This is a genomic window from Bacillus sp. FSL M8-0071 (genome assembly GCF_037975455.1).
Taxonomy (GTDB): Bacteria; Bacillota; Bacilli; order Bacillales; family Bacillaceae; genus Bacillus; species Bacillus subtilis.
The window spans coordinates 3,204,933-3,230,729 of sequence record NZ_CP150256.1; the positions used below are offsets into that span (position 1 = coordinate 3,204,933).

The 25,797-nt window shown below is 47.6% G+C and carries 26 protein-coding genes; 11 read left to right on the forward strand and 15 right to left on the reverse strand.

Going from position 1 to position 25,797, the window contains the following annotated elements:
* Positions 1–22 precede the first annotated feature (22 nt).
* The 6 genes from pucR to yuzJ all read left to right on the forward strand — a co-directional run bounded on the left by pucR (position 23) and on the right by yuzJ (position 6,804).
* Positions 23–1,618 (forward strand): purine catabolism transcriptional regulator PucR, encoded by a 1,596-nt coding sequence (gene pucR / locus MKX71_RS16660; protein ID WP_014477890.1) that lies wholly within the window; start codon positions 23–25, stop codon positions 1,616–1,618.
* 144 nt (positions 1,619–1,762) lie between these two features.
* A complete protein-coding gene (gene pucJ / locus MKX71_RS16665; RefSeq protein WP_339231334.1) occupies positions 1,763–3,112 on the forward strand; it encodes a uric acid permease PucJ in 1,350 nt (449 codons plus the stop codon).
* Positions 3,113–3,117: 5 nt separating this feature from the next.
* Entirely contained in the window at positions 3,118–4,410 is a 1,293-nt protein-coding gene (gene pucK / locus MKX71_RS16670) for a uric acid permease PucK (RefSeq protein ID WP_046160815.1), read from the forward strand.
* 12 nt (positions 4,411–4,422) lie between these two features.
* Complete coding sequence (gene pucL / locus MKX71_RS16675; RefSeq protein WP_144482798.1) at positions 4,423–5,907, forward strand: factor-independent urate hydroxylase; 1,485 nt, start codon at positions 4,423–4,425, stop codon at positions 5,905–5,907.
* A complete protein-coding gene (gene uraH / locus MKX71_RS16680) occupies positions 5,907–6,251 on the forward strand; it encodes a hydroxyisourate hydrolase (RefSeq protein WP_339231337.1) in 345 nt (114 codons plus the stop codon). Before pucL ends, uraH begins: the two co-directional genes overlap by 1 nt.
* A gap of 421 nt (positions 6,252–6,672) precedes the next feature.
* Entirely contained in the window at positions 6,673–6,804 is a 132-nt protein-coding gene (gene yuzJ, locus MKX71_RS16685) for a YhzE/YjcZ family sporulation protein YuzJ (RefSeq protein ID WP_009968115.1), read from the forward strand.
* Positions 6,805–7,009: 205 nt separating this feature from the next.
* Here yuzJ and pucE read toward each other — a convergent pair whose 3' ends face one another.
* The 7 genes from pucE to allC form a co-directional block, all read right to left on the reverse strand.
* Complete coding sequence (pucE, locus tag MKX71_RS16690; RefSeq protein ID WP_339231339.1) at positions 7,010–7,531, reverse strand: xanthine dehydrogenase subunit E; 522 nt, start codon at positions 7,529–7,531, stop codon at positions 7,010–7,012.
* Positions 7,522–9,759 (reverse strand): xanthine dehydrogenase subunit D, encoded by a 2,238-nt coding sequence (gene pucD, locus MKX71_RS16695; RefSeq protein WP_339231341.1) that lies wholly within the window; start codon positions 9,757–9,759, stop codon positions 7,522–7,524. The genes pucE and pucD overlap by 10 nt, the downstream gene beginning before the upstream one ends.
* The gene (gene pucC, locus MKX71_RS16700; RefSeq protein ID WP_021480547.1) at positions 9,760–10,593 is read right to left on the reverse strand and encodes a xanthine dehydrogenase subunit C; all 834 of its coding nucleotides are present in this window, start codon (positions 10,591–10,593) and stop codon (positions 9,760–9,762) included.
* A complete protein-coding gene (pucB, locus tag MKX71_RS16705) occupies positions 10,590–11,207 on the reverse strand; it encodes a xanthine dehydrogenase accessory protein PucB (RefSeq protein ID WP_015251286.1) in 618 nt (205 codons plus the stop codon). Before pucB ends, pucC begins: the two co-directional genes overlap by 4 nt.
* Positions 11,204–12,196: an XdhC family protein gene (locus tag MKX71_RS16710; RefSeq protein ID WP_339231343.1), complete on the reverse strand. Its 993-nt coding sequence runs from the start codon at positions 12,194–12,196 to the stop codon at positions 11,204–11,206. Before MKX71_RS16710 ends, pucB begins: the two co-directional genes overlap by 4 nt.
* A gap of 228 nt (positions 12,197–12,424) precedes the next feature.
* Positions 12,425–13,675, reverse strand: coding sequence for a (S)-ureidoglycine--glyoxylate transaminase (gene pucG, locus MKX71_RS16715; protein WP_003244520.1), 1,251 nt, complete (start codon positions 13,673–13,675; stop codon positions 12,425–12,427).
* A gap of 16 nt (positions 13,676–13,691) precedes the next feature.
* The gene (allC, locus tag MKX71_RS16720) at positions 13,692–14,930 is read right to left on the reverse strand and encodes an allantoate deiminase (protein ID WP_032722471.1); all 1,239 of its coding nucleotides are present in this window, start codon (positions 14,928–14,930) and stop codon (positions 13,692–13,694) included.
* Between the two features lie 222 nt (positions 14,931–15,152).
* Between allC and MKX71_RS16725 the strand changes: the two genes are divergently transcribed.
* Complete coding sequence (locus MKX71_RS16725; protein WP_003228634.1) at positions 15,153–15,290, forward strand: hypothetical protein; 138 nt, start codon at positions 15,153–15,155, stop codon at positions 15,288–15,290.
* An 81-nt stretch (positions 15,291–15,371) separates the two neighbouring features.
* Positions 15,372–16,238, forward strand: a complete 867-nt coding sequence (locus MKX71_RS16730) for an endonuclease I family protein (RefSeq protein ID WP_009968119.1) — start codon at positions 15,372–15,374, stop codon at positions 16,236–16,238.
* A gap of 33 nt (positions 16,239–16,271) precedes the next feature.
* Here MKX71_RS16730 and ugpC read toward each other — a convergent pair whose 3' ends face one another.
* Positions 16,272–17,375, reverse strand: coding sequence for a sn-glycerol-3-phosphate ABC transporter ATP-binding protein UgpC (gene ugpC, locus MKX71_RS16735; RefSeq protein WP_339231345.1), 1,104 nt, complete (start codon positions 17,373–17,375; stop codon positions 16,272–16,274).
* 181 nt (positions 17,376–17,556) lie between these two features.
* Here ugpC and frlR point away from each other — a divergent pair, with 181 nt between their 5' ends.
* Complete coding sequence (frlR, locus tag MKX71_RS16740) at positions 17,557–18,285, forward strand: transcriptional regulator FrlR (RefSeq protein ID WP_003228628.1); 729 nt, start codon at positions 17,557–17,559, stop codon at positions 18,283–18,285.
* A 24-nt stretch (positions 18,286–18,309) separates the two neighbouring features.
* Here the strand turns inward: frlR and frlD are convergent, their stop codons facing one another.
* The 7 genes from frlD to MKX71_RS16775 all read right to left on the reverse strand — a co-directional run bounded on the left by frlD (position 18,310) and on the right by MKX71_RS16775 (position 25,166).
* On the reverse strand, positions 18,310–19,164 hold the full coding sequence (gene frlD, locus MKX71_RS16745; protein WP_003228626.1) for a fructosamine kinase FrlD: 855 nt from the start codon (positions 19,162–19,164) through the stop codon (positions 18,310–18,312).
* A 13-nt stretch (positions 19,165–19,177) separates the two neighbouring features.
* A complete protein-coding gene (locus tag MKX71_RS16750; protein ID WP_014477909.1) occupies positions 19,178–20,080 on the reverse strand; it encodes a carbohydrate ABC transporter permease in 903 nt (300 codons plus the stop codon).
* A gap of 3 nt (positions 20,081–20,083) precedes the next feature.
* Positions 20,084–20,962, reverse strand: coding sequence for a sugar ABC transporter permease (locus tag MKX71_RS16755; protein ID WP_014477910.1), 879 nt, complete (start codon positions 20,960–20,962; stop codon positions 20,084–20,086).
* 57 nt (positions 20,963–21,019) lie between these two features.
* A complete protein-coding gene (locus MKX71_RS16760; RefSeq protein ID WP_015251279.1) occupies positions 21,020–22,288 on the reverse strand; it encodes an ABC transporter substrate-binding protein in 1,269 nt (422 codons plus the stop codon).
* Positions 22,289–22,368: 80 nt separating this feature from the next.
* Positions 22,369–23,355 (reverse strand): fructosamine deglycase FrlB, encoded by a 987-nt coding sequence (gene frlB, locus MKX71_RS16765; RefSeq protein ID WP_326228179.1) that lies wholly within the window; start codon positions 23,353–23,355, stop codon positions 22,369–22,371.
* Between the two features lie 215 nt (positions 23,356–23,570).
* Positions 23,571–23,945: a nucleotide excision repair endonuclease gene (locus MKX71_RS16770; protein ID WP_003228617.1), complete on the reverse strand. Its 375-nt coding sequence runs from the start codon at positions 23,943–23,945 to the stop codon at positions 23,571–23,573.
* Between the two features lie 102 nt (positions 23,946–24,047).
* Complete coding sequence (locus MKX71_RS16775; RefSeq protein ID WP_339231348.1) at positions 24,048–25,166, reverse strand: FAD-binding oxidoreductase; 1,119 nt, start codon at positions 25,164–25,166, stop codon at positions 24,048–24,050.
* 158 nt (positions 25,167–25,324) lie between these two features.
* On the opposite strand from MKX71_RS16775, the gene sspG reads away from it, so the two are divergent.
* Positions 25,325–25,471: an acid-soluble spore protein SspG gene (sspG, locus tag MKX71_RS16780; RefSeq protein ID WP_040081894.1), complete on the forward strand. Its 147-nt coding sequence runs from the start codon at positions 25,325–25,327 to the stop codon at positions 25,469–25,471.
* Complete coding sequence (locus MKX71_RS16785; RefSeq protein ID WP_015251276.1) at positions 25,471–25,746, forward strand: hypothetical protein; 276 nt, start codon at positions 25,471–25,473, stop codon at positions 25,744–25,746. The genes sspG and MKX71_RS16785 overlap by 1 nt, the downstream gene beginning before the upstream one ends.
* The last annotated feature ends 51 nt before the right edge of the window (positions 25,747–25,797 follow it).

A 25,797-nucleotide genomic window follows, 5' to 3' on the forward strand; every position in this document is an offset into this window, starting at 1 on the left:
TTATAGAAAAGGAGAATGCGCTATGAATATTTTTGATGTGATGAAAATACCGGCTTTTGAAAACGCCAATTTAATCGCTGGAAAAGCAGGAGGGGAAAGAGAGGTTCAGCATGTCAATATGATGGACGCTCCGGATATCGCAGACTTTTTGCATAAGAATGAATTGCTCGTCACCACCGCCTATCACCTGAAGGATCACCCGCATCAATTATCTGAACTGATTCGGCAAATGGCAAAACGCGGCTGCGCGGGCCTCGGCATTAAAACAAAGCGCTATCTGGAAGATATCCCGAAGGAAATCATCGAACTGGCCGATTCATATGCGTTTCCGATCATTGAGCTTCCGGAACACATCCGACTCGGCGATATTGTGAATGCCACACTCAGCCATATTCTCGATATGCGTTCTAACGAGCTGCAGCAAGCCATTTACGCGCACAAAAAATTCACAAACCACATTATGAGCGGCAAGGGGCTGCAATCCCTCCTCAAAAAGGTGTCAGACCTCCTTCAGCTTCCCGTGCTGCTGCTTGACCAGCATGCCAAAATGCTGTCTGCGTCTCATCAGATTTCAGTTGAGACCGAAAAGCTGAAAGGCACCCTGAATACCGTATCCGGGCCATTTTTCACTTGTTTCTCTACAATCTCAGATCAGAAAACATATTCTGTCCTGCCTATTTATAATCACGAAAAAAACTGCGGCTACCTGCTGATACCGGACATGGTGCAGGCCGGCGATAAAGGATTGATCCTCACGATTGAACAAGCGGCCAACGTCATTTCCTTTGAACTGCTGAAGGAAAATGCGCTGAAGCAGTTCAGCCGGCGGGCTCGCAATGAGTTTTTCAACAATTTTATTGAGCGGTCCTTTTCTTCAGATGACGAAATCAAAAACCGGGCGAAAGAATTCAAGCTGCGCTGGGATCAAAAATACATGTGCATTGCCGGCAAACTCGATCGCAATGACGAATCAATCAGCTTTACAGAAAATCAGCTCGCTTCCGACAGCGTATTCGAATTTCTTGAAGGTGAATTATCAGCCTTCCCGTTTCCGCCTCACTTCTTTATGAAAGGAAATGTCGGCATTATTCTAATCGAGGCGACAGACAGCTGGAGTGAAATGCACGCCTCGGTGATCAGCTTTTTAGAACAGTTTCAAACACAGGTCAGCGCTCAATTTAAACGAACCGTGTCCTTTGGCATCAGCAATATCTGCCAAAAGCTCATTGATGTTCCCGACGCTTTCACAGAAGCTTCTGATGCTCTGCAATCGGGGCATTTGTCAAGAAGCACCGCATTTATCCAGGTGTATCACGCCAAAGATGTGCCTGAGCTTCTGCGCTTGCTCCCGGTTGAGGATTTGAAGAAATTTTACAACTCCACGCTTCAGAGCCTCGCTGAAAAACAGCAGGAGGATCAAAGCCTGCTTCATACGCTTTCCGTCTATTTAGAGACACACTGCCAAATTTCAGAGACGGCAAAGCGTCTGTACGTTCATCGCAATACGGTCATATACCGCCTTGAAAAATGCGAAGAGCTTCTGGGTAAAAGCTTAAAAGATCCTGAAACAACGATGCGTTTGCGGCTTGCCTTACGCATGCAGCGGCTGATCAGCTAAAGTTTGTTACATTTTCTTACAAAACGAATCGTTTTTCGTCACTTTCAGCAATCACACCTGTCTTTTTCAGCTACTGTATCCAATGACACCCCTCGACCGGAACGATATCATGTTACTAAAGTTCACATACAGGGAGGGACTATAGTGAAAAAAAGATCGTTTAAGGTGTTTACGCTTAGCCTGCAGCATGTGCTCGCCATGTATGCAGGTGCGATTTTGGTGCCCCTGCTTGTCGGCAGGGCGCTGAATGTAACAACTGAACAGCTGTCCTACCTATTGGCGATTGACCTGTTAACATGCGGCGTGGCGACGCTTTTGCAAACCTTGCGCGGAGCATACATCGGCATCGGGCTTCCCGTCATGCTTGGCAGTTCATTTGTGGCCGTCACCCCGATGATTGCAATCGGCAGCAATTACGGCATTCACGCGATTTATGGTTCCATCATCGCGGCCGGTGTGTTCATCTTTTTGTTTGCGCGTTTTTTCGGCAAGCTGACTGTGTTATTTCCTCCTGTCGTAACAGGTACCGTTGTGACCTTGATCGGCCTTTCACTTGTTCCGACAGGTGTGAAAAATATGGCTGGCGGCGAAAAAATAAACGGCAGCGCCAACCCCGAATACGGTTCGCTCGAAAACCTTCTTCTCTCTGTCGGTGTCCTTGTTCTGATCTTAGTCCTCAACCGCTTTCTCAAAGGATTTGCCCGAACACTGTCCGTTCTGATCGGCATCGCCGCCGGAACAGCGGCAGCAGCGATCATGGGCAAAGTCAGCTTTTCTTCTGTTACAGAAGCACCGTTCTTCCAAATCCCGAAGCCTTTTTACTTCGGAGCCCCCACGTTTGAAATCGGTCCGATCTTAACGATGCTGATCGTCGGAATCGTCATTATTGTGGAATCAACCGGCGTTTTTTACGCAATCGGAAAGATATGCGGCAGACCTTTAACTGAAAAAGATCTCGTCAAAGGCTATCGAGCGGAAGGAATCGCCATTCTCATCGGCGGGCTGTTCAATGCCTTTCCTTATAATACCTTTGCGCAAAACGCCGGCTTATTGCAGCTGACCAAAGTGAAAACAAGAAACATCGTCGTTTCCGCAGGCTGTATCCTTGTCTGTCTCGGACTGATTCCGAAGATTGCCGCCCTTGCATCTGCCGTTCCTGCTGCTGTACTTGGCGGCGCGACCGTCGTCATGTTCGGCATGGTGATTGCCTCCGGCGTCAAAATGCTCAGCACAGCGGATCTCAAAAATCAATACCACCTCCTGACCATCGCATGCTCAATCGCACTCGGCATCGGCGCCAGCACGGCCCCCGGGATTTTTGCTGAATTCCCCGCTCCGATTAGAATTCTGGTCAGTGACGGCACCATCACTGGCAGCCTGACCGCCATCTTTTTGAATCTATTTTTCAGCTTGCGCGACAAAAAAGAATTAACAGCACAGCAAACAGAACTTCCGGTATTAGAACATACACTCGCATTAGAAAAAGAGGTGTAAAAAAGATGAAGGAACAGCACAATGCCTTACAGCTAATGATGCTGGGGCTTCAGCACATGCTTGCCATGTATGCGGGAGCCATTCTCGTTCCGTTGATCGTCGGAGCAGCGATCGGGCTGAATGCGGGGCAGCTGACGTATTTAATCGCGATTGATTTGTTTATGTGCGGGGCGGCAACTCTTTTGCAGCTCTGGAGAAACCGATATTTCGGCATCGGCCTTCCCGTTGTGCTCGGATGCACGTTTACCGCAGTCGGCCCGATGATTTCCATCGGAAGCACTTACGGTGTCCCAGCGATATATGGTGCCATTATCGCCGCAGGACTGATTGTCGTCTTAGCCGCGGGCTTCTTCGGGAAGCTTGTCCGTTTTTTTCCGCCTGTCGTAACCGGATCAGTCGTCATGATCATCGGCATCAGCCTGATTCCAACGGCAATGAATAACCTGGCCGGAGGTGAAGGAAGCAAAGAATTCGGCTCACTCGACAACGTGCTCCTCGGGTTTGGCGTCACAGCTTTTATCTTATTGCTGTTTTATTTCTTTAAAGGCTTTATCCGCTCCATAGCGATTTTACTCGGTCTTATCGCAGGAACAGCGGCTGCATATTTCATGGGAAAGGTCGATTTTTCTGAGGTTTTGGAGGCGTCTTGGCTTCATGTTCCGTCTCTGTTTTATTTCGGACCGCCAACCTTTGAGCTGCCGGCTGTTGTCACGATGCTTCTCGTTGCGATTGTCAGCCTCGTTGAATCGACAGGCGTTTATTTTGCCCTCGCTGATATCACAAACCGCAGGCTGTCGGAGAAGGATCTGGAAAAAGGCTACCGGGCAGAAGGCCTTGCGATTTTGCTGGGCGGCTTATTTAACGCGTTTCCCTATACAGCTTTCTCGCAGAATGTCGGCATCGTTCAGCTCTCAAAGATGAAAAGTGTCAACGTCATCGCCATCACAGGAATCATACTGGTCGCGATCGGGCTGGTTCCAAAAGCAGCGGCCCTGACAACAGTGATCCCCACCCCAGTTCTCGGCGGCGCAATGATCGTCATGTTCGGCATGGTCATTTCTTACGGGATCAAAATGCTATCCAGCGTTGACCTTGATTCGCAAGGCAACTTGCTGATTATCGCCTCTTCCGTCAGCTTGGGGCTTGGCGCTACAACAGTTCCCGCGTTGTTTTCATCTCTTCCGGGCGCGGCCTCTGTCTTGGCAGGAAGCGGAATTGTGATCGGCAGTTTGACGGCCATTGCACTGCACGCTTTTTTTCAAACCAAACAGCCGAATGGCGCAGACATAAAAACGTAAAGGAAGATGCCAATGTTCACAATGGATGACCTGAACCAAATGGACACACAAACACTGACAGACACACTTGGCTCTATTTTTGAACACTCTTCATGGATTGCGGAGAGATCCGCAGCACTACGGCCGTTTTCGTCCCTTTCTGATCTTCACCGCAAAATGACTGGCATTGTAAAAGCTGCGGATCGCGAGACACAGCTTGATTTAATCAAAAAGCATCCCCGGCTCGGAACAAAGAAAACAATGAGCGATGACTCGGTACGAGAGCAGCAGAACGCAGGGCTCGGCAAATTAGAACAGCAGGAATACGAGGAGTTTCTCATGCTGAATGAACACTATTATGATCGCTTCGGCTTTCCTTTTATTTTAGCGGTGAAGGGAAAGACGAAACAGGACATTCACCAAGCCCTGCTGGCAAGGCTTGAGAGCGAACGAGAAACGGAGTTCCAGCAGGCCCTTATAGAAATTTACCGAATCGCCCGCTTTCGTCTGGCTGACATCATCACTGAAAAAGGAGAGACGCAAATGAAAAGAACCATGTCTTATGGCAAAGGAAATGTATTTGCATACCGAACGTATTTAAAACCGCTCACTGGAGTGAAGCAAATCCCGGAATCATCTTTTGCCGGAAGAGATAATACCGTTGTCGGCGTTGATGTGACATGCGAAATTGGCGGAGAAGCCTTCCTGCCATCATTTACAGACGGAGACAACACTCTCGTCGTGGCAACGGATTCAATGAAAAACTTTATCCAGCGCCATCTCGCATCCTATGAAGGAACGACAACCGAGGGGTTCCTACACTATGTAGCTCACCGATTTTTAGATACCTATTCTCATATGGACACGATCACTCTGACTGGCGAAGACATTCCGTTTGAAGCAATGCCTGCATACGAGGAGAAAGATCTCAGCACAAGCCGCCTCGTCTTCAGAAGATCGCGTAATGAACGAAGCCGCTCTGTGCTGAAAGCAGAACGAAGCGGGAATACCATAACGATTACCGAGCAATACAGCGAAATCATGGATCTTCAGCTCGTCAAGGTGAGCGGCAACTCCTTCGTCGGCTTCATCCGGGACGAATATACGACTCTCCCGGAAGACGGTAACCGCCCGTTGTTTGTCTATTTAAACATCAGCTGGCAATATGAAAATACCAATGACGCATACGCTTTTGATCCAGCCCGCTACGTCGCGGCTGAACAAGTCCGCGACTTAGCGAGCACCGTTTTTCACGAGCTCGAAACCCCTTCAATCCAAAACTTAATCTATCATATCGGCTGCAGAATATTAGCGAGGTTCCCGCAGCTCACTGATGTCAGCTTCCAATCTCAAAATCACACGTGGGATGCGGTTGTCGAAGAAATCCCGGGCTCAAAAGGAAAAGTCTACACCGAACCGCGCCCGCCATACGGTTTCCAACATTTTACCGTGACAAGAGAAGACGCCGAGAAAGAAAAACAGAAAGCCGCTGAAAAATGTCGGAGCCTGAAAGCCTGATGGGAAAACTGACAACCCATATTTTAGATTTAACCAGCGGCAAACCAGCGGCGAACGTAAAAATTGAATTGAAGCGGCTGGGCGAAAGTATTTTGAAAGAGGTTTACACTAACAATGACGGCAGAGCCAATGTCCCTCTGCTGGCTGGTGAAGAGCTGGTTTCCGGAGAGTATGTGATGGAATTTCATGCAGGAGACTATTTTGCGAATAAAAACGTGAATACAGTCGACCAGCCGTTTTTAACCATAGTCACCGTCCGTTTTCAGCTTGCAGATCCAGATGCACATTATCATATCCCGCTCTTGCTGTCGCCGTTTGGTTATCAGGTGTATAGGGGGAGTTAAGAAGGAAGCCCGCCTCACCGGCGGGCTTCTATTTGCACTTCAATAAACTTTTGATCCTAGGACAGTACTTGAAGTGATCCCCACACTTAGTGAAACAACAGCTAGAATAAACATTCACCTATATTTTTCAGGATAATTGCCTACGAGAAAAATATCCTGTAGTCCTTTCATTTATAAATCGAGGTTTCAAACTAATAAGTCAGCTCTTAGCAGCCGAGCTCCCTTCTCCAATCCTATAAACAGACCGCGTTTTTTCTCGAAAAAATACTCTGAAGACAATTGCTGCGTTTTTAATAGTTTTGATAACGCGTTCTCTCTTACACCTTTAGACAAAATATCATTTTTTCTTTTTTAGACTTAAATCTATGTCGAAAATGATCGTTGGCATATCTTATACTATCTCCACTAAGGAGGTGACATTATGGGATTCTACAATTCTGGTGGATACAGTGGAAACTCTGGTTACTCAAACGGTTTCGGGAGCTCCTTCGCTTTGATCGTGGTGCTATTCATTTTGTTGATCATTGTTGGAGCAGCTATCTTTAATTATTAAGTTTAACTTTCCTTGCCTCCGCCGTATCCAACACCTCCCTGTCCGACAGACGCCATAAGAAGTTTTTATGGCGTCTTTGCTATGTGCTCACTAATCTTTTTGTAATTCAGAAGCTGTCAAGTTCTACGAGATTTATCGTGTGTTTTCCCACAACGCTTCTGCGTCTTGATCGCGCTGTCTGACTGAGGCTAAAAAAGTCCGGCTTTTAAAAGCCGGACTCCAGACTACCCCCGTTCAACTCTCTTCTAATCCTGCAAGCTGACCGCATAATCCCGCCATACCCGGTACACCGGCACAAATTCCCCGCCAGCCCTTCTTCTATATCTTTGTCAGAAGGTTGAGGGGTTTCCCGAAACAATGCTTTAAGCGCAATGATCATTCCCGGCGTACAGTAGCCGCATTGGAAGCCGCCTTCTTCCAGGAAAGCGGTTTGACACATATCCAGCTCTTCTTTTTGAAGCCCCTCGATGGTTGTGATGGAATGGCCGTCTGCTTGATAGGCCATCGTCATGCACGCATTGGCCAGTTTTCCGTCGATTAAAATAGAGCAGGCTCCGCAGCGGCCGATTCCGCAGGACACCTTTGTCCCGGTCAGCTGAAATTCCTTTCTAAGCAGGTCACTCAGATGTGTCGTAGGAACGGCAGCAACCTCCCACGCCTGACCATTCACGGTCATCCGGAACTGTTCCTTTTTTACAGGAAATGGCCCGGCCTCTTTTATGTCCATTGCTTCAGCCCCTTTCTGTCGATCGCTTCAAGCAGCTCTTCTCTTGAAATTGGCAGCTTGTTTATCCAGCATCCGACCGCATCATGTACTGCCTTTACAATCGCCGGAGTGATGGCGATTGTTCCGATTTCGCCAACACCGCGCGGTCCATATACGTCTCCCTTCATTAAGTCTTCTATTGCAATCAGCTTCATGTCAGGAACATCTTTGATTCCGGGAATCAAATAGTGATCGAGATTTTCCGCAGCATAACGGCCATCCGTCATTTTCGCTTCCTCCATCAGTGTGTAGCCGAGTGCCATGGCAGCGCCGCCTTCAATTTGACCTCGATATCCCTGCGGACTGACAACCGGACCTGCCGCAATAGCGTGCTCACAATCTATCAATTTGACATCGCCTGTTAACAGATCTACCTCCACCTCAACGGCAGCCGCTCCAAATGAGTAGAGGAAATGGCCGCCCACCACAGGATCAGGCGTTGTTGGAAAGTCAAAGGCCGTTTCCTCTGCCAAAGGGCCTTTTTCAGCCAGCTCCTTATACGTCACCACGAGCGCCTTTGTGTTTTTGTCACGCAAGCCTGCAGCGCCGGGAATAAGATTTTCCGCTGAACAGCCGCTCCATTCTGCCGCCCGTTTTTTCAACTGAGATAGAAACGGCTTCTTCAAACGCTGGATCGCGTGCCACACCATGCTTGTGCCGCGGGATGCTGTGGAGGAGCCTGACTTCGGCACTTTTGCGGTATCCCCAATAACAATGGAAATATCCTCTGCGGCACAACCTAACTCCTCCATGACAATCTGTTCAATCGCTGCTAGAATCCCCTGTCCGCATTCTTCAAATCCAAACGAAGCAGTGATTTTGCCTTCACTCGAAAGAGACAAACGGCCTCCTGCCGCATCCATTCGGCCAAACCCCAGCCCGCCGCCGTGCATTGTAATTGCCGCTCCCGTGCCTCTTTGCAGATACCCGCAGTTCCGGCTGGTTCTTGTAAGAATGGGAGATTTAGATATGGCATTCAACACCTGTGCCGCTCCGTCAGTCGGTGCAATCCGATGCTCAAGAGGCCCCAAGTCATGCGGTTTTCTGATATTTTTTCTTCTCAGCTCCAGCGGGTCGATGCCGAGCATGCCGCTGAGACGATCGAGATGGGTTTCGAGTGCAAATGTGATTTGGTTGCCGCCAAAGCCTCGAAATTCCCCCGCCACCCCGTTGTTCGTAAATACTGATATTCCTTCAGTCCGGATATTCGGAATACGGTACGGCCCCGCGGCATGCTCGACAGAAAAATCTAGAACGGCAGGTCCAAGCGTGGCGTAAGCGCCTGTGTCCGCCACAATTTTCACGTCGTGCGCCAATAGATTTCCCGAATGATCTGCACCCGTTTTTATCGTAATCTTCATCGGATGGCGCTTAATGCCAGAACGTATAGATTCCTTTCGTGTCTGATGGATTTTGACAGGGCGTCCGCTTTTCAGGGCCAAAAGCGCAGCATACGGCTGAATATTCAGCTCATCCTTCCCTCCGAACGAGCCGCCCATCGGACTTGACACAATTCTGATCTTCTCTTCAGGAATATCAAAAATACGGGCAAGCTGGAAACGGTCTTTATAGCCGTGCTGGGTTCCTGCATACATCGTAAAACCCCCGTCGTCTTCCGGAACGGCTACGCCTCCCTCCGTTTCCATATACGTATGCATCTGCCGCGGCAGCTCATAGGTTTCTTCAAGGACTGTGTCAGATGCTTGAAACCCTTCTTCCACATCGCCGTTTGAAAAAAATGCGCGGTGCAGGATATTCCCGTCCTCATGCAGTCTTTGCGCATTCGACCGAAGCGCTTTTTCTGGTGAATCTATGACTTCCAGCTCTTTATACTCAACTCGAATCAGCTCCAGCGCCGCTTCCGCGATTTCCTCCGTTTCCGCAGCAACTGCGGCGATCGCATCCCCGACATACCGCACCCTGTCCTCACATAAAACCGGCTGATCAGGGATGACAATGCCAAATCGGTTTAAGCCGGGAACGCCTTTATGCGTGACGATGGCTTGCACGCCTTCCATTTTCTCAGCTTTTATGGTGCAAACCGACACAATCTCTGCATGAGGATAAGCACTTCTCAGCACCTTGCCATACAGCATTCTCGGAAAGCTGAGATCGGTCATATATTTCAATTCCCCTGTGACCTTATCCCTTCCATCCGGCCTGACTCTTGACGGTTTGTTGATGATCATTTATTCCCCTCCCTCAGCCATCAGCTCTGCCATGATGACGTTGGCAGCGGCTTTTTTTCTGTATGCCGCTGACATAAAAGCATCTGAGGAAAACGGCAGCTCATGGATAAGTGTTTTGTACAGCTCATGCGAGTCCCACCCTGGTGCCATCCATTTCGCTTCGCTGTCCAATAATCTCCTAGGAGTGATATCGGCATGGCCAGCGGCGAGACGAATGCTGCCGTCTTTCAAAAAACGTCCAGCTGCAACAGCAGCCGCTCCTGTAAAAGCCTGGCGCCTTCCAAGCTTGTGATAAAATACACGCTCTCCCTCCGCCCGCGGGATGATGACACGCGTGACGATAGCCGTTCTAAAGTCTTCCTCACTGAGCCAAGCGCCAAGCGGCAGCCTGATTAGCTCCTTTTGATATACGATAAGCTCAGCACCAAGCACAAGTAGAAGCGGAATGAAATCACCGATTTTACTCGCTATGTTGCCGCCAATCGTGGCACGGCTGCGAATCCCCGGTGCAGCGACAGCGGAAGCAGCGTCACTGAAACAGCCAAGCGCTCTCTTGATCAAAGGGTTCTTTCTGCATTCATTCAGTGATGTGAGCGCCCCGATCGACACGTGGGTGTCACTGGCGCTGATCCCTCGCATCTCGTCAATCCCTTCAAGGCTGACAAGGTGCTGTTTCGGCAGAGTTCCTTTGTCCCACTGAAGCTGAAGCAGCGTGCTTCCCGATGCGGCACACACATCCGGAGCAAGCTTCTCTAAAAGCGAATAGGCCTCATCAAGCGCTGTCGGCCTCCATAATTGAATATTCATCCTTGCTTTTGTCACTTGGCCGTTCAAGCCATCGCCCTCCTTACCATGTCATATTCCTCGGGTGTATCAATATCGTCCAACTCACCGCTATCCTTTGCCTCCAAAACCGCTCCTGCTCCAAGCTGTCCGCTTTTCAGGAGCCTGCGAGCCCCTTCATCTCCTGTTAATCCCTTTACATAAGGAAAACATGTCGACGAGAAGTAGATTGGCGGGGTGAACGCCCCTAAAAACGATGACACGGCAAATGACTCAGGAGCCAGAGCCACAAGGGCATTGAGATGATCGACGGAAAGCTGAGGCTGGTCGGCTAACAAAATGACAACGCCGTCCGCCCCCATGCTTTCTGCTTTTCTCACCCCGCTGCTGACTGAATGCCCCTGACCCTTTTCTGCGTCTTGGCAAACGTGCAGGCTCCAGCGTTTTTGAAAAGGCGGAGCGTGATACGGCGCTCCTATCCACTCAAGGGAGGCATGTTCTGTCCGCTCGACGACCAGCACGTGATCAAGGCGGGACGACAGAGCAGTTTTCAAGGAAAGTGAGCCTATGTTTTCTCCTTTTAGCGGCAAAGCCAGCTTGTTTTGACCCATTCTTCTGCTTTTGCCGGCAGCGAGAAACACGCCGATCAGATAGGGGTTTCTCATACAATCGCCAGCCGTTTTCTTGTTTGAATAATTTCTGCAACTACACTTACCGCAATTTCCTCGGGACCTTCCGCACCGATTTTCAGCCCGACCGGACTGTAAAAGTGAGATGGGGGATGTTTTCCGTTCAGCAGCCGTTTCGTGCGGTTTGCCGAACCCAACAGTCCAATATAATGGAGGTTTTGAGAAAATAAGAAGTTGATGATCGTTTGATCGTGCTGATAATGATGGGTTGCCACAACAGCTGCATCATGTGGAAAAAATTGAAATTCGCTAAGCATTTGTTCCGGAAAAGCGGTGATCAGCTGATCCGCTTTTGGAAAAAGAGAGGATGTACAATAAGCGGGCCGCCAATCCGTCACGATAACAGAAAACCCTGTGTCAGCCGCCAAATTGGCCAGCGGTACAGTATCCGGTCCCGCCCCAAACAGAATGAGGCGCGGCTTCGGTTCAATTCGCTGAATAAACATGTTAGTGGGTGGATCGAAATGCGGTAAATGAAGCGTTGAAACAGTACGTTGAATAGCTTGCAGAGGCGCGTCCGGCCAGTTGCCAAAATGCCCGTTCTCCGTCAGAAATAAATAATGGGAGGATCCAATCTTTGTAACGGAAGTGACAGCTTTGCCTGAATGAAGGCAATCCCTCACTTTCTCATAGTGCCGCCTTTTTTCCTGAGTGATTCGCTCTGCATGAACATGAATAATGCCATTGCACCCGGCTCCCATGCCCCAAGAAAGATCGTCCTCCGACCGCATGTCGTAGGGAATCAGCGTTGGTGTGAGCTGATCGCCCAGCGCACTGATTCTTTGGAATACATCTTCTTCCACACACCCGCCGCTCAGCAAGCCAATCCGTCTGCCATTTTTCTTAAAGAGCATAGAGGCGCCTGCTTTTCGATACGCGGAGCCTTCCACTTGAACAATTGTCGCCAGTACAGCCTCCTCCTGGTCTTCCAGGAGCGCATCTAACATCGTGTGAAAATTCCCCAATGCCGCATCCTCCTCTCGAAAATTGCCGTGAGAAACAACTAGTTCAGCATGATTTTATAGGTAACTTGTATAAAGAATAGACGATGGAAGAAAAAATGACTCATGATTTGTCAGAAAATAAAACACATAGAAAGAGGATTTGTAAAAAGAGTCAAACGAAGAAAATCAGATTGGAGAAAACACGAAATCATATCGTTAAAAAGCTTGCGGAGTTCCGCAAGCTTTTCTTTACACCGCCGCCTGGCGGCCAGCGTTTTCATACACATCCAGCGCTGCTTGGAGCGCTTTTCCTGCTTCGATTCCTGCGTTATGTCTAAGAAGCACAGCCTCTAACCCGGCAAGCACGAATAGCACGTTTTCTTTTCTGCAGCTGTACCCCATCGTGCCGATTCTCCAGATCTTCCCTGCGAGCGGGCCGAATGAGCTGGCGATTTCAATACCGAATTGTGCCAGCAGCATGTCACGGACAGACTCGCCGTCAATGCCGCCGGGAATTTCGACACAGGTGACAACAGGCATTTTGCAGCTGTCATCTCCAAACAATCTTAGCCCCATTGCCTTTATCCCTGCTGCTAATGCGGCTTCATGGTGCCGATGCCGCTCGAAACGCGTCTCAAGACCTTCTTCAAGCACCAGTCTGACTCCCTCACGTAAGGCGTACAGCATCGTCGTCGCTTCTGTATGATGATTGAGCCGTCTTTCGCTCCAATAATCCTCAAGCTGGCTCAAATCAAAGTAGTTGCTTGTAATTGGCCGATTTCCCGAAAGTGCTGCCCTGTCAGCTTGTGTCGCAATCCCGCGTTCCACCTTTTTGCGAGCTGCAATCACGTCCGCCACCCGCTCATTATATGTAATCGGCGCCATTCCTGAAGGCACAGACAAACACTTTTGCGTTCCGCCGATGGCAGCATCAATCTTCCATTCATCGACTTTAACCTCGCAGCCCCCAATCGTTGCGACTGCATCGACGATAAACAATGCATCCTCGGTGCGGCAGGCTTCGCCGATGGCTTTCAGCGGGTGAATCCGTCCTGTCGATGTTTCTCCATGCACCATGGCCACAATTTTCGGCTTCACTTTTTTTATCTCCCGTATGATGTCCTCCGGGTCAAAAACCGTTCCCCATTCGCACTCCAGCATATGAACATTTGCCCCATATCGCTCGGCGATTTCAGTCAGCAAATAACCGAAACGGCCGTAAATGGGAATGAGCACATCATCTTCCGGCTCTATCACACTAGCCAGCACTGCTTCAATTCCCGCCCGTGAAGTGCCGTCAATCGGGTATGCCCAGCGGTTTTTTGTTTGGAACAGCTCCCGAAGCATCTCCATCGTTTCATTCATAATACCTGTAAACGCCGGATCAAATTGGCCGACAACCGGGGTGCTCATTACTCTTAATACACGCGGATCAACCTCAACAGGCCCCGGCGTCATAATCGTTCTTAACGGGGTGCATAATTCTCTTCTGCCTGACACAGCCATTCCTCCTTTATCAGTAAGCCAGTTTGTATAATAAATCAGTCAGTGCGCGGACGCCGATCTCAAGCTGTCTGGCTGACGTATATTCCTTCGGTGAGTGGCTGACGCCGCCTCGGCTCGGCACAAACAGCATACAAGCAGGATAGCGCCTTCCGATCATTTGCGCGTCATGCCCTGCTCCGCTCACCATTTCCTCACAGCTGAAGCCGTTTTCTAATGCTGTTTCAAAAGCCGCAGCCTTCAGCCTTTCGTCCATCGGCACAGGCTCTATCCGCATATATTCATCAATCACAGCGCGAATTCCTTTTTGTAGGCAAATGCCGTTGATCAAAGCAACCATGTCTTGATGAAACTGTTCCAGCACATGCTGATGCTGATGGCGAATATCGATTGAAAACTGGACGCGGCCCGGTATGACATTGGCTACATTGGGCTCTGCCGTTATTTTTCCGCATGTCAGACGGAGCTCATCCGGCAGCTCCTCCGACCGCAGCAACAGCTCATGAATGATACGGCTGCTGGCTGCGAGCGGGTCCTTGCGCCATTTCATGGAGGTGGTTCCTGCGTGATTGCATTCTCCTTCGAGCGTGACGAGATATCGTCTCTGCCCCGCAATACTTGTCACGATGCCGAGATCCCGGCCTGACATTTCCAACGTCTTCCCCTGTTCAATATGCAGCTCAACAAACGCGCTGATATCTGTCCTATATGCTGACTGAAACACACCTTTGCCAAAACCGCTCTCATGCATCGCTGTTTGGAGGGAGACTCCCGACTCGTCTCTTGGCTCTTTTGCATCTTGTTCTGAAAAAACACCCGTCATATTCCCCGACCCCCAATAGGTCATTGGAAAACGGCTGCCTTCCTCCTCACATAAGGAGACCGCCTCGAGCGTTTTTTTTGGCGCTCCGTATGTTTCCTTGAGCTGCTTTAACGCGAGCATTGCCGCCAGAACGCCATAGGCGCCGTCGTATTTTCCTCCATTGATGACAGTATCGATATGTGAACCGGTTACAATGACTTCATCCGGAGACTGGGTGCCCGAAAGCCTTCCAAACACATTGCCGACATCGTCGAATCTTGTTTCAAGCCCGAAAGAAGACATTTCCGTTTTCACAGCAAGCTGTGCGTCCATCCACTCTTTTGTGTATAAAAGCCTCGTTACGCCGCCATCCGCAGACGCACCGTATTGGGCGAGCCATTCAATATAATCTGTGATGCTGTTTTTTACTGAAAGCTTCTGCTTTTCCATGTACTCCCCCCTCTGGCCGCTATGGTGACTTCATTATAGAAGGAGCAACATGATAGTTCATTGACAGATTAACCAAAAAAACGTTTATTTTTTAGCCACAGTATCCATCCAGCAACCAGATACACCCTACATGTCACAACTATTTTGATGTAAAGGTCAAAAGAAAACACGGTAAGGAAGAGAGCCAGCAAGAGCGAAAGAGAGGGTCAAAATGCCTTTCATATGAACAAGCTAAGCTGGAGAGGCGATGTTCGCGGAACGGATGAAAACAGAAATGCCGGCAGCCCGCAAAAACAGGACCTAAAGATATGGAAACAGGAGATTTCCGCCTCCTCCAAAGGGACTAATTTACAATTTTAATGAAAAATATACAAAATGACACTTCTATCCTTTATTTCAATTTTAGATAATAGACATGATCTGATAAAAGGAGGGCAAGTGATGACAAAAAAAGCATGGTTTCTGCCGCTCGTCTGTGTATTACTGATTTCCGGATGGCTTGCGCCAGCAGCTTCAGCAAGCGCGCAAACCACATTAAGCCTTAATGACCGATTGGCGTCTTCCCCTTCAGGAACGGGAAGCCTTCTCTCATTAGCCGCCCCCGCTGCACCCTATGCTGACACAGATACCTATTATGAAGGGGCTGAAGGTAAAACAGGAGACTCGCTAAAAAGCACCCTGCACCGTATTATCAGCGGACACACGATGCTGTCCTACAGCGAAGTGTGGAACGCGCTGAAAGAAACGGATGAAGACCCAAGAAATCCGAATAACGTCATCCTGCTCTATACGAATGAATCGCGTTCCAAAAACCTGAACGGCGGCAATGTCGGCGATTGGAACCGCGAGCATGTCTGGGCGAAATCCCATGGCGATTTTGGTACGAGCAAGGGACCTGGTACTGATATTCATCATTTGCGCCCGGCTGATGTTCAAGTTAACAGCGCCAGAGGAAATATGGATTTTGACAATGGCGGCACTGAATATGCGAAGGCACCCGGAAATTATTATGACGGCGATTCATGGGAGCCCCGCGATGATGTGAAAGGCGATGTTGCCCGCATGCTGTTTTACATGGCTGTCCGTTACGAGGGTGATGACGGCTATCCTGATCTTGAGCTTAATGATAAGACAGGCAACGGCTCAGCTCCTTATCATGGCAAACAATCTGTCCTGCTCGAATGGAATAAGCAGGATCCGGTTGACGACCGCGAGCGGAAAAGAAATGAAATCATTTATGAAAAATATCAGCACAACCGCAATCCATTTATCGACCACCCTGAATGGGCGGATGAGATTTGGCCGTAAGAAAAAGGTGCTCCTTTTGAGGAGCACCTTTTTCTAATACACAGCCTCTTCCGTTTCCGCATCGAAAAAGACGACGTGGTCCATTTTCACTGAGAGCTGGATTGAATCGCCTGCATCGATTCGCGTGTTTCCGTCCAGGCGGACCTTGAGCCGCTCGTCCCCAGCCATGACATGCACTATGAGCTCCGAGCCCAGATTTTCATTCACTTCCACGTTCGCTTGAAACACTGAATCAAACAACTGGTCATTTCCTGTCATTTGTGTGATGTGCTCCGGCCGTACACCGGCAATCATCTGTTCTCCGGCATATCCCTTTTCCTTCAGCCGCTTTGCTTTTTCTTCAGGAATATGAAGCCGGATCGAAGAATTTGTGAAAAACAGCTCGCCATGCTGCTGTTCTATGATGCCTTTCAAAAAGTTCATTCCGGGAGAGCCAATGAAGCCTGCGACAAACAAATTGGCCGGGTAATGATAAATGTCATGAGGTTTCGCCACTTGCTGAATTTCCCCTTCATTCATGACGACAATCCGATCTCCCATTGTCATTGCTTCGGTCTGGTCATGCGTGACATAAATGATCGTTGCCTCTAATCGCTGGTGCAGCTTGCTGATTTCTGTCCGCATCGTCACTCTTAGTTTTGCATCCAGATTAGAAAGCGGCTCGTCCATTAAAAAGACCTTCGGCTCCCTCACAATCGACCTGCCAAGCGCCACCCTTTGCCGCTGCCCGCCGGAGAGCGCCTTCGGTTTTCTCTTCAGCAAATGTTCAATTTCTAAAATTCTGGCTGCCGCATGAACCCGCTCGGCAATTTCCTGTTTCGCCATCTTTCTGAGCTTTAATCCAAACGCCATATTATCAAAAACCGTCATATGCGGATAAAGCGCATAGTTTTGGAATACCATCGCAATATCACGTTCTTTCGGCGGAAAATCATTGACCCGCTCCCCATCAATAAGAAGATTTCCTTCAGAAATGCTTTCTAATCCAGCCACCATCCGCAGCGTTGTTGATTTTCCGCATCCTGACGGCCCCACCAGCACCAAAAGCTCCTTATCCTTTACATCTAAATCAAAGTCCTTCACGGTTAATTGTGAGTGATATGATTTTTTGACGTGTTCAAATGTTAATGAAGCCATCAGAAAAGTCCCCCTATCTTTTGACCCGTTATTTCGTCACTGGAAACAACTTGGTCTTTCTGTTATTTTTAGAGTAATCGATTCCCATTTTTGCTATATTTCTAAAATAAAAAATGTAAATTTGTATTATAACGTCATAATACATTATAATATAAATAATAGGTTAAAAGGAGGCTACCCTTTGTTAAACAACGGAAGTTCTACACCTTTATACATTCAGCTAAAACAAATCATCACTGATGACATCAAAAAGGGCGTGTATTCCCCAACTGCCAAGCTGCCTACCGAAAACGAGCTTTGCACCAAGTATAACGTCAGCCGCATCACCGTCAGGAAAGCCATTCTCGATTTAGTCGAAGAAGGCTATCTGATCAGGCAGCAGGGAAAGGGAACGTTCGTTAAAAGCCCTAAATTAAAACGAGAGCTGATCGCTGTAAACGGCTACTCGGAATTTATGGAATCAACCGGCAAAAAACCGAAGCATCATGTGCTGTCCCATGACATCATTCCAGCGTCAAAACCCATCGCCGAAAAGCTTCAAATCCAACCCGAGAGCCCTGTGGTTGAATTAAAACGGATTTTATATAATGATGATCAGCCTCTCACCTTTGAAGTGACGCATTATCCGCTTGATTTGTTTCCCGGCATTGATACCTTTATTGCTGACGGCGTATCCATGCATGATATTTTGAAACAGCAATACAAAGTTGTACCCACGCACAATACGAAGCTATTAAACGTTGTATATGCCCAACAGGAGGAAAGCAAATACCTGGATTGTGATATCGGGGATGCGCTGTTTGAAATTGATAAAACGGCTTTTACATCAAACGACCAGCCAATCTATTGCTCATTGTTTTTGATGCACACAAACCGTGTCACTTTTACCATCAACAGCCCCTACACATAACAGGCATAAAAAACGAGACACTGCTTATAGTATTCTCGTTTTTTCACTGCTTCCCCCGTCCTCCAAGCGATAAGGATAGCCATAGCCGAAAGCTCCGTACACACCGCATGTTTTCGCAGCCGTTTCGGCGGCCTGGCGCAAAGCGTACGTTATATCCTGCTTCACGCAAAAGGCAGTCAAAAAGCCTGCTATAAAAGAATCTCCCGCTCCAAGTGTATCTATTATATCAGCTTCCACAATCGGCTGATGATAGACTCGATCACCCGCAGACAGGATTGCTCCTTGGCCCCCTCGGGTCATACAAACCATTTTGGCTCCGTACCCATGAGCTGTTTTGGCAAGCTCACCGCATTCCGACTCACTCAAATCGCTTCCTGAAAAAAACGCATACGTCACATAAGGACAGACCCTCCTCAAATAATCATCCTCCCGATTGGTTGAAAAATCAAATGAGACAGGGACCAGCCCGCACAGCTGCGGAAGATCGTTCTCAAGCCTGCTGTACACGCTCGTATGCAGCAGATCATGCCCGCTGATAAAAGATACATCTTTCTCCTGAAACGCGAGGCGAAGCCGGGACTGAATGCCGCCTTTATTTGATCTGACAAAAATGCGGTCCCCCTGTTCATCAAGGGTGACAATCGCCATCCCGTTTTCTCCGTGCGCCTGGCGGATATAATCTGCATTGACCTGCTCCAGCTTGAGAACGTTCAACAGATGCGCCGCGGCTTCGTCATTGCCGACGATTCCGATATAGGAAGACTCATGCCCGAGCCGCTTGGCAAGCACAGCAACGTTTAAGGCATTTCCTCCCGGGTAAAATGTTTCTTGATCCTGGTAGTAATCTACAACATTATCTCCAACCGCAATCAATTTCATAGCGCTTCCTCCTTTATCCTTTTACACTGCCGCTTGCAATCCCGCGGACAAAATATTTCTGCATCAATAAAAATAGAATAATAATCGGCGCGGCTGAAATCGTTAACCCCGCCAGCAGGACGCCCCAGTCTGTCTGCAGCGCGTCTCTGAACTGCATCAGCCCGGCTGGAATGGTCCGTAAATTCTCATCATCTATGAAAATAATCGCAAACATAAACTCATTCCATGTATGGTAAGCCGTCAAAATGCCGGATGTCACCAAAATCGGCACGCTCATTGGTAAGAAAATTCTGAAAAATACTCCAAAACTTGTACACCCATCCAAATAGGCCGCCTCCTCCAATTCTTTTGAAATAGAAAGAAAATAAGAGCGGATCAAAATGATGGTGAATGGGATCCGATAAGCCGCATACGGCAAGATTAACGCCCAATACGTATTGTACAGGCCCAGCGACTGAATAATAGAATAAAGCGGCACAAGACTGACCTGCGGCGTCAGCATCAATCCGCCAAGACATAGCACCAAAAAGAATCCTTTTCCTTTAAACTCAAACCGGGAAAGGCCATACGCTGCCCATGCACTGATAAAGACAGTGATCACACACGTCAGCGCCGTAACGATGACACTGTTCATAAAATAAGAAGAAATCCCCTGATTCCAGGCGGAAACAAAATTTTCCGGATGCCACGAAGACGGCAGCGACCAGCTGTGCTCAAAAATATCGTCAGAGTTTTTAAAGGCGCTCATCACCATCCAGAGAAGCGGATAGGCAATCGCAATCAGATAAAGAAACAGAAAAACCCACACAGACGTTTCTCCGATATACCATTTTCGTCTAGGCTTTCTTTTCACCTCAATGTGCTGGTCAGGCACCGGCTCCAATCTGAACGAATCTGTCTTCTTCTGAGGCAGCATCAGTTACTCCTCCTTTCCGGTTTTAAAGAACTTCATTTGCATGAGCGATAATGCAAGCGTAATGATTAACACGACAGTGGCAATCGCTGAGGCGTAGCCCATCATATCCTTTGTAAAGGCGCTTTTATATAAAAACGTGCTCAAGACTTCTGACGCGTTTCCCGGCCCGCCGCCTGTCAAAATGTACGGCTCATTAAAGACCGTAAAGGCCCCGGTCAGCGTCATGACCACCGCAACAAAAGACATCTCTTTCGTCTGGGGAACAGTAATATGAAAAAACTGCTGAATTTTACCCGCGCCGTCAAGCCGGGCCGCTTCATACAGTTCATCCGGTATTTTTTGAATCGACACGATGTACAGCATCGCAATATAACCGACAGATTGCCACTGGGACACAAAAATGACAGAAAGCATAGCTGTGCTGTCATCCCCGAGCCAGGCCCTCGTCAGCTGATCAAGACCGATGGCCTGAAGCAGCTGATTCAAAAGCCCTGTCTCCGGATTGTAAATAAAATCAAACAAAAGCGCGATCACCGTCATTGAGATGACAACCGGCAAAAAGAAAACGGTACGAAAAAACGGCGACCATTTTCTGACCAGCTTATCCTCAAGCACCGCCGCCAAAATCAAACCGCCAAATACCTGGCATACAATTGAGATCACTGCATAAAGCACATTATTGGTAAGTGCCTGATAGAAGACAGGATCATGAAATAATTCAACATAGTTTTTTAAGCCGATAAACGTTTTTTCCGGAGAAAATGAGCTCCACTGAAACAGGCTGAGGAATACATTCTCAAAAATCGGGATATAAACGAAAAGTAAAAAAACGAGAGCGGGCACCAAAAACAAATAGGGGATTATTTTATTCTGATTGACCAAGGGTATCTCATCTCCTTTATAAAAAGAAAAGGTGCGAAGCTTCACCTTTTCTTTGATTTATTCAGCTGACGCCCTCACCTGCTTTGCTGCCTTTTGAACGGCTTTCATCACCTGCTGCGGTGTCATGTCGCCGCCAAGCATTTGCTGGACGCCTGTTAGGTACGCATCTGCGACTTCAACATCGACATCCATATCAAACCATGGAACCATTGATTTGGCATCAACAATATGCTGAACGGCTTCACGCTGAATAGCTGTTGCATTTTCTTCAGTAGCCGTACCTTGCACTGCACTGTATTTCCCGACATCTTTCACGAGCTTTTCGCCCATTTTTTTCGACGTCAAGAACTGCAAAAATTCCATTGCTTCCTTCGGATGTTTTGTTCTTGAGGAAATCATGAATCCTTCCGGCGCTCCCGTTAACGCTTCTGAAGATCCTTTTTGTCCGCTGATTTCAGGAAATGGGAACATCCCGAGATTAACCGGTTCAACCAGCTTGATTTCCGCTGTTTCCGCATATATCATCGCCGACTTTCCGCTCTTAAATTGCTGTCTCACATATTCGTGGTCGACGGAGTTTACATGTTTATTAAAGTAAGGCATCAGCTCTTGAAGCTTTTCAAGGGCTTTTACGTAGCCTTCATCAGTAAATTCACCCGTTTTGGCGTTATAGTCCTTGTCTCGCGTTTTTTCATCGACCATCCGCTGATTAAGCGTGCCGATATAGTGCGAGATTGTCCAAGTCGCCTTTGTTCCGAAGCTGATCGGTGTGTAGCCATGTTCTTTCAGCTTTTTTGACACATCGATTAATTCATCCCACGTCTTCGGGGGATCAAGATTCAGCTTTTGGAAAATGTCTTTATTATAGAAGAATGATTTAGCGTCCATTTGCCACGGCACGCCATATTGCTTGTTTTCATAAGTAAATGGTGTAATTTGCGATTGAACGAGCTGTGATGACCAATCGGTGTCATTTTTGTAGTAGGACGAGAGATCAAGTGCTTTATTGCCTCTGATAAATTTAAAAGCAAACTCATCGCTCCAAGAGAAGTAAATGTCAGGAGGGCTGGTGGTTCCCAGCATGACCTTAATTTTATCTTTATAGGAGTCATTTAAAACGGCTTCAATTTGAATATCGATATCTGGGTGTTCTTTTTCAAATTCCTTAACAACCTCTTCAAAATAACTTTTTTCCGGCTCCTTCGGCCATCTGTGGAAAAATTTCAATGTCACCTTTCCGTCCGCTGAACTGCTTTGGCTCGAACAGCCTGCAATGGTGAACATACTGACAGCTGCAATGATCAAGAACAACAACATTTTCTTCAAAGGGTTGGCCTCCTCTGGACATTAGACTATAATGTTATATAACATTATAGTCTAATGCATAATGGTTCCTCATTTTCAGATCAATACTCAACTTTCCACATGTATCTTCTAAGAGATAAAGGATGATTTCTCGCCTCTGCCAGCTCGTCTGCATAGCTTCTCAGCACACGATTGAGAACGAGCGGAGCAAGGTAGCCTTTAACTGAATCGTCAATTGCAGTGAAGTCGTAAGATGCAGCATCAAGCACAGTGAGCTTTTTGCCATACTTTTTCGAGAAGGTAAGCGCCCGCTCTTCAAGAGGTCTTGTTTCATCTAAACCGAGCAGGATGATAAACGGCACGGATTCATCAATAATTTCAAACGGTCCGTGAAAATATTCTCCGGCATGAATGGCGTGGGAATGAATCCATTGCATTTCCATGAGAATGCAGATGCTGTAGGAGTAAGCGACACCGTAGTTTGCACCGCTTGCCATGGTATAAATAATGCTTTCTTTTTCATGGGCTTTTGCAAATTGCTTGGCGTTGTCAGCTTCCTGCTTAAGGGCTTTTTCATATACAGCCTGCAATTGATCTAAGCCTTCAATTGCTTGTTGGAATTTCGTATTGTTTTCTAATACTTGCAGGGTTCCAAAAACGATTTGATACAAAACGCCATAGTTTGTATTGATCGCAAGCGCCTCATCACCCCAATCGTACTGGGCAACATATTGCGCTTCCTGCGCTAAAGGAGACTCCGGTTTAAACGTCATCGCAATCGTAAGTGCGCCCTTGCCCCTTGCAAACGCAGCAGCTTTGACTGTCTCCGGGGTATTTCCCGAATGCGAGCACAAAATAACAAGAGACTTTTCACCAAGCTGAACAGGGTTGCGCTGAATAAATTCGTTGGCGCTGTAGAGGTCGGAGTTTATTGATTTTGACTCTCTGTCAAACACATACTTACTCGGATACATAATGGCAGAAGACCCTCCGCATGCGACAAAGAATACATGATCAATGGTTTTCCCTTTCAAATCCTGCAAGAAAGCTTGAACCTCACGATTTACTTTTGCTGTGGCCTGACTCAAATCCTTCACTCCCCGTTTTTATTATATAACGTTATATAACATTATATATTGTTATATTAAAGTCCGCGGGTAGGATTGTCAATATTATTTTCTGAAATTTCTCATTAATTTATTCGAATGACAGACAAAGGGTCTATATGCGAAAAAATGCCCAAATCAAAAGCCAGAACTTGACTTAAGCTCTGGCTTCGCTGTTCAATCCGCAGACTGACGTCTTATTTAAAAAATACCTTGTCTATATTGTACTTCGAGTGCTGTGTATTGATGATATATGTTTCGTAAATCTCTCTTTCCATTGGATCATCAACTACACATACCTCGATTTTATATACTTCATCTCTGTGATGTTTGATCGGTGAAACAGTGTCTTCGAAATGCTTCTTAATTCTCTGTCTTAACTTTCTGGCTTTACCGACAAACAGCAGCTCGTCATGAATGTTGTAAAACATAAAAATGCCGCCTTTGTCCCTTGGGATCTGGTGAAAGTCGATGAATCCGTGAATCGGTTTTATCTTCGGCTCGTTATCATTAGCTGACTGCTGTCGTTCAGTGATGGTGACATTCGGTGCGGGTATATCAATTTTTATCAAAATCAGTTCACGTCCTCTTTTTCATTAAAGATAAATGCTAACACATACAGAAAAGAAAAGCTAGAACAGCTTTACTATATTTGTTTGTTATGCTCTTGCTTATTATGCAAGTGCTCCGGCTGGATGATAAGGACTAAGGTCTAATTCTGTCTGCTTTCCAAGAACTAGCTTTGCGAGCTCTGCACCCAAGAACGGCCCCATCGTCAGTCCAGAAGCACCCAAACCGTTTGCAGCATATAAGCCTTGAACATTCGGCACGGCCCCTACGACCGGCAGAAATCCCGGTGTAAACGGCCTGAAGCCCACTCTTGTTTCAACAGCAGCCGCATCAGCAAGACCCGGTGCAACGGCTAACGCTTTGCTCAATACTTCGTGCTGGCCTCCGGCTGTCACACGCAGATCATCAAGACCGGCATCGTTCTCGTGTGTGGCGCCGGCTACAATTCTGCCGTTATCAAACGACAGAATGTACTGATCACTCGGCGGCATTACAACCGGCCACGATCCTGTATCTGCATCTGTCATTTCAAAATGCATAATCTGCGCTTTTTGAAATGACACTTGAAAATGAATGCCAAGAGGCTTCAATATCTCATTGGCCCATGCTCCCGCCGTCACAATGACCGCGTCAGCCGCAAACTGCTTTGTATCTGTTTGCACGCCGGTGACTGTTCCGTTTTCAAAAAGCAAGGACGCATTTCCTTTGATGACCGTTGCGCCGCGTTTCTCTGCAGCGCTTAAAAGCGACCGGCACAGCGCTCTTCCGTTCACACGGGCGGCACCGCTGATATGAACCGATTCATAGCCGTCAGCTAAAATCGGAAACAGCTTTTTCGTTTCACTTGCAGACAAGCGGGTAATGTCGCCAATTTCCGGCGCATCCTCCCGTCTCTTATACGCTCTTTCCTCCATTTTATCGAGTTTAGACGCGTCAGTATGAATGCTGATGGCACCGACACGTTTGTATCCTGTATCCGTTTCACCGTCTTTTTCCAATTGATGGATTAAATCCTTATAGTACCGGGCTCCCCCCTTAGCAAGCTGGTACCAATCCTGATTACGGCGTTGCGAGAGCCATGGACAGACGATCCCCGCCGCCGCATCAGTCGCTTGTCCCGGCTCTTTCCGATCAATGACAGTAACGCAAGCGCCTGATTTTGCGAGATAATAAGCCGTCGACGCGCCCAGAATCCCTGCGCCGACGATGATGTACGATTTCATATGCAAACACCTTTTCTATTATAATGTCTATTCATTTTACCAAATAGAATGCTTTCCTTCGATCTTTTGCCCTAATGTGGAAAAACCGCGAAGTTCGTCCAATCTCTTTACTCTCCTATCGAATATCCTGTCACTATCAATAGAGAAAGGATGATACCATGAGCGAAAATCGTCATGAAAATGAAGAAAACAGACGCGATGCGGCAGTCGCAAAAGTCCAAAACAGCGGTAATGCAAAAGTCGTGGTCAGCGTAAACACAGACCAGGATCAGGCACAGGCTCAGACACAAGACGGAGAAGACTAATGAACGAAAATATCATTCCTATCAACAGACATGCACAAGAGATACCCACTACTGAATCTGCTATCAAAAACAGCGGCAACTCAGAGGTCCATATCGACATTCACATTGATACAATGCCAATTGCTTTTGCTATATTATGCTCCGCATTAGCCGCAAAGCAGATGACAAAAGAGGAATTCGATATGGCTTATACTCAATTGCGAGAGATGAACAGAGAAAATAACAGCAGATCATCTGTAAAGCAAATTATCAATCAAGAGACAGAAGAAGAGTAAAAAACCGCGGCCCCTCGGCCAGCGGTTTTTCTTCTCAATACAAAAAGGACG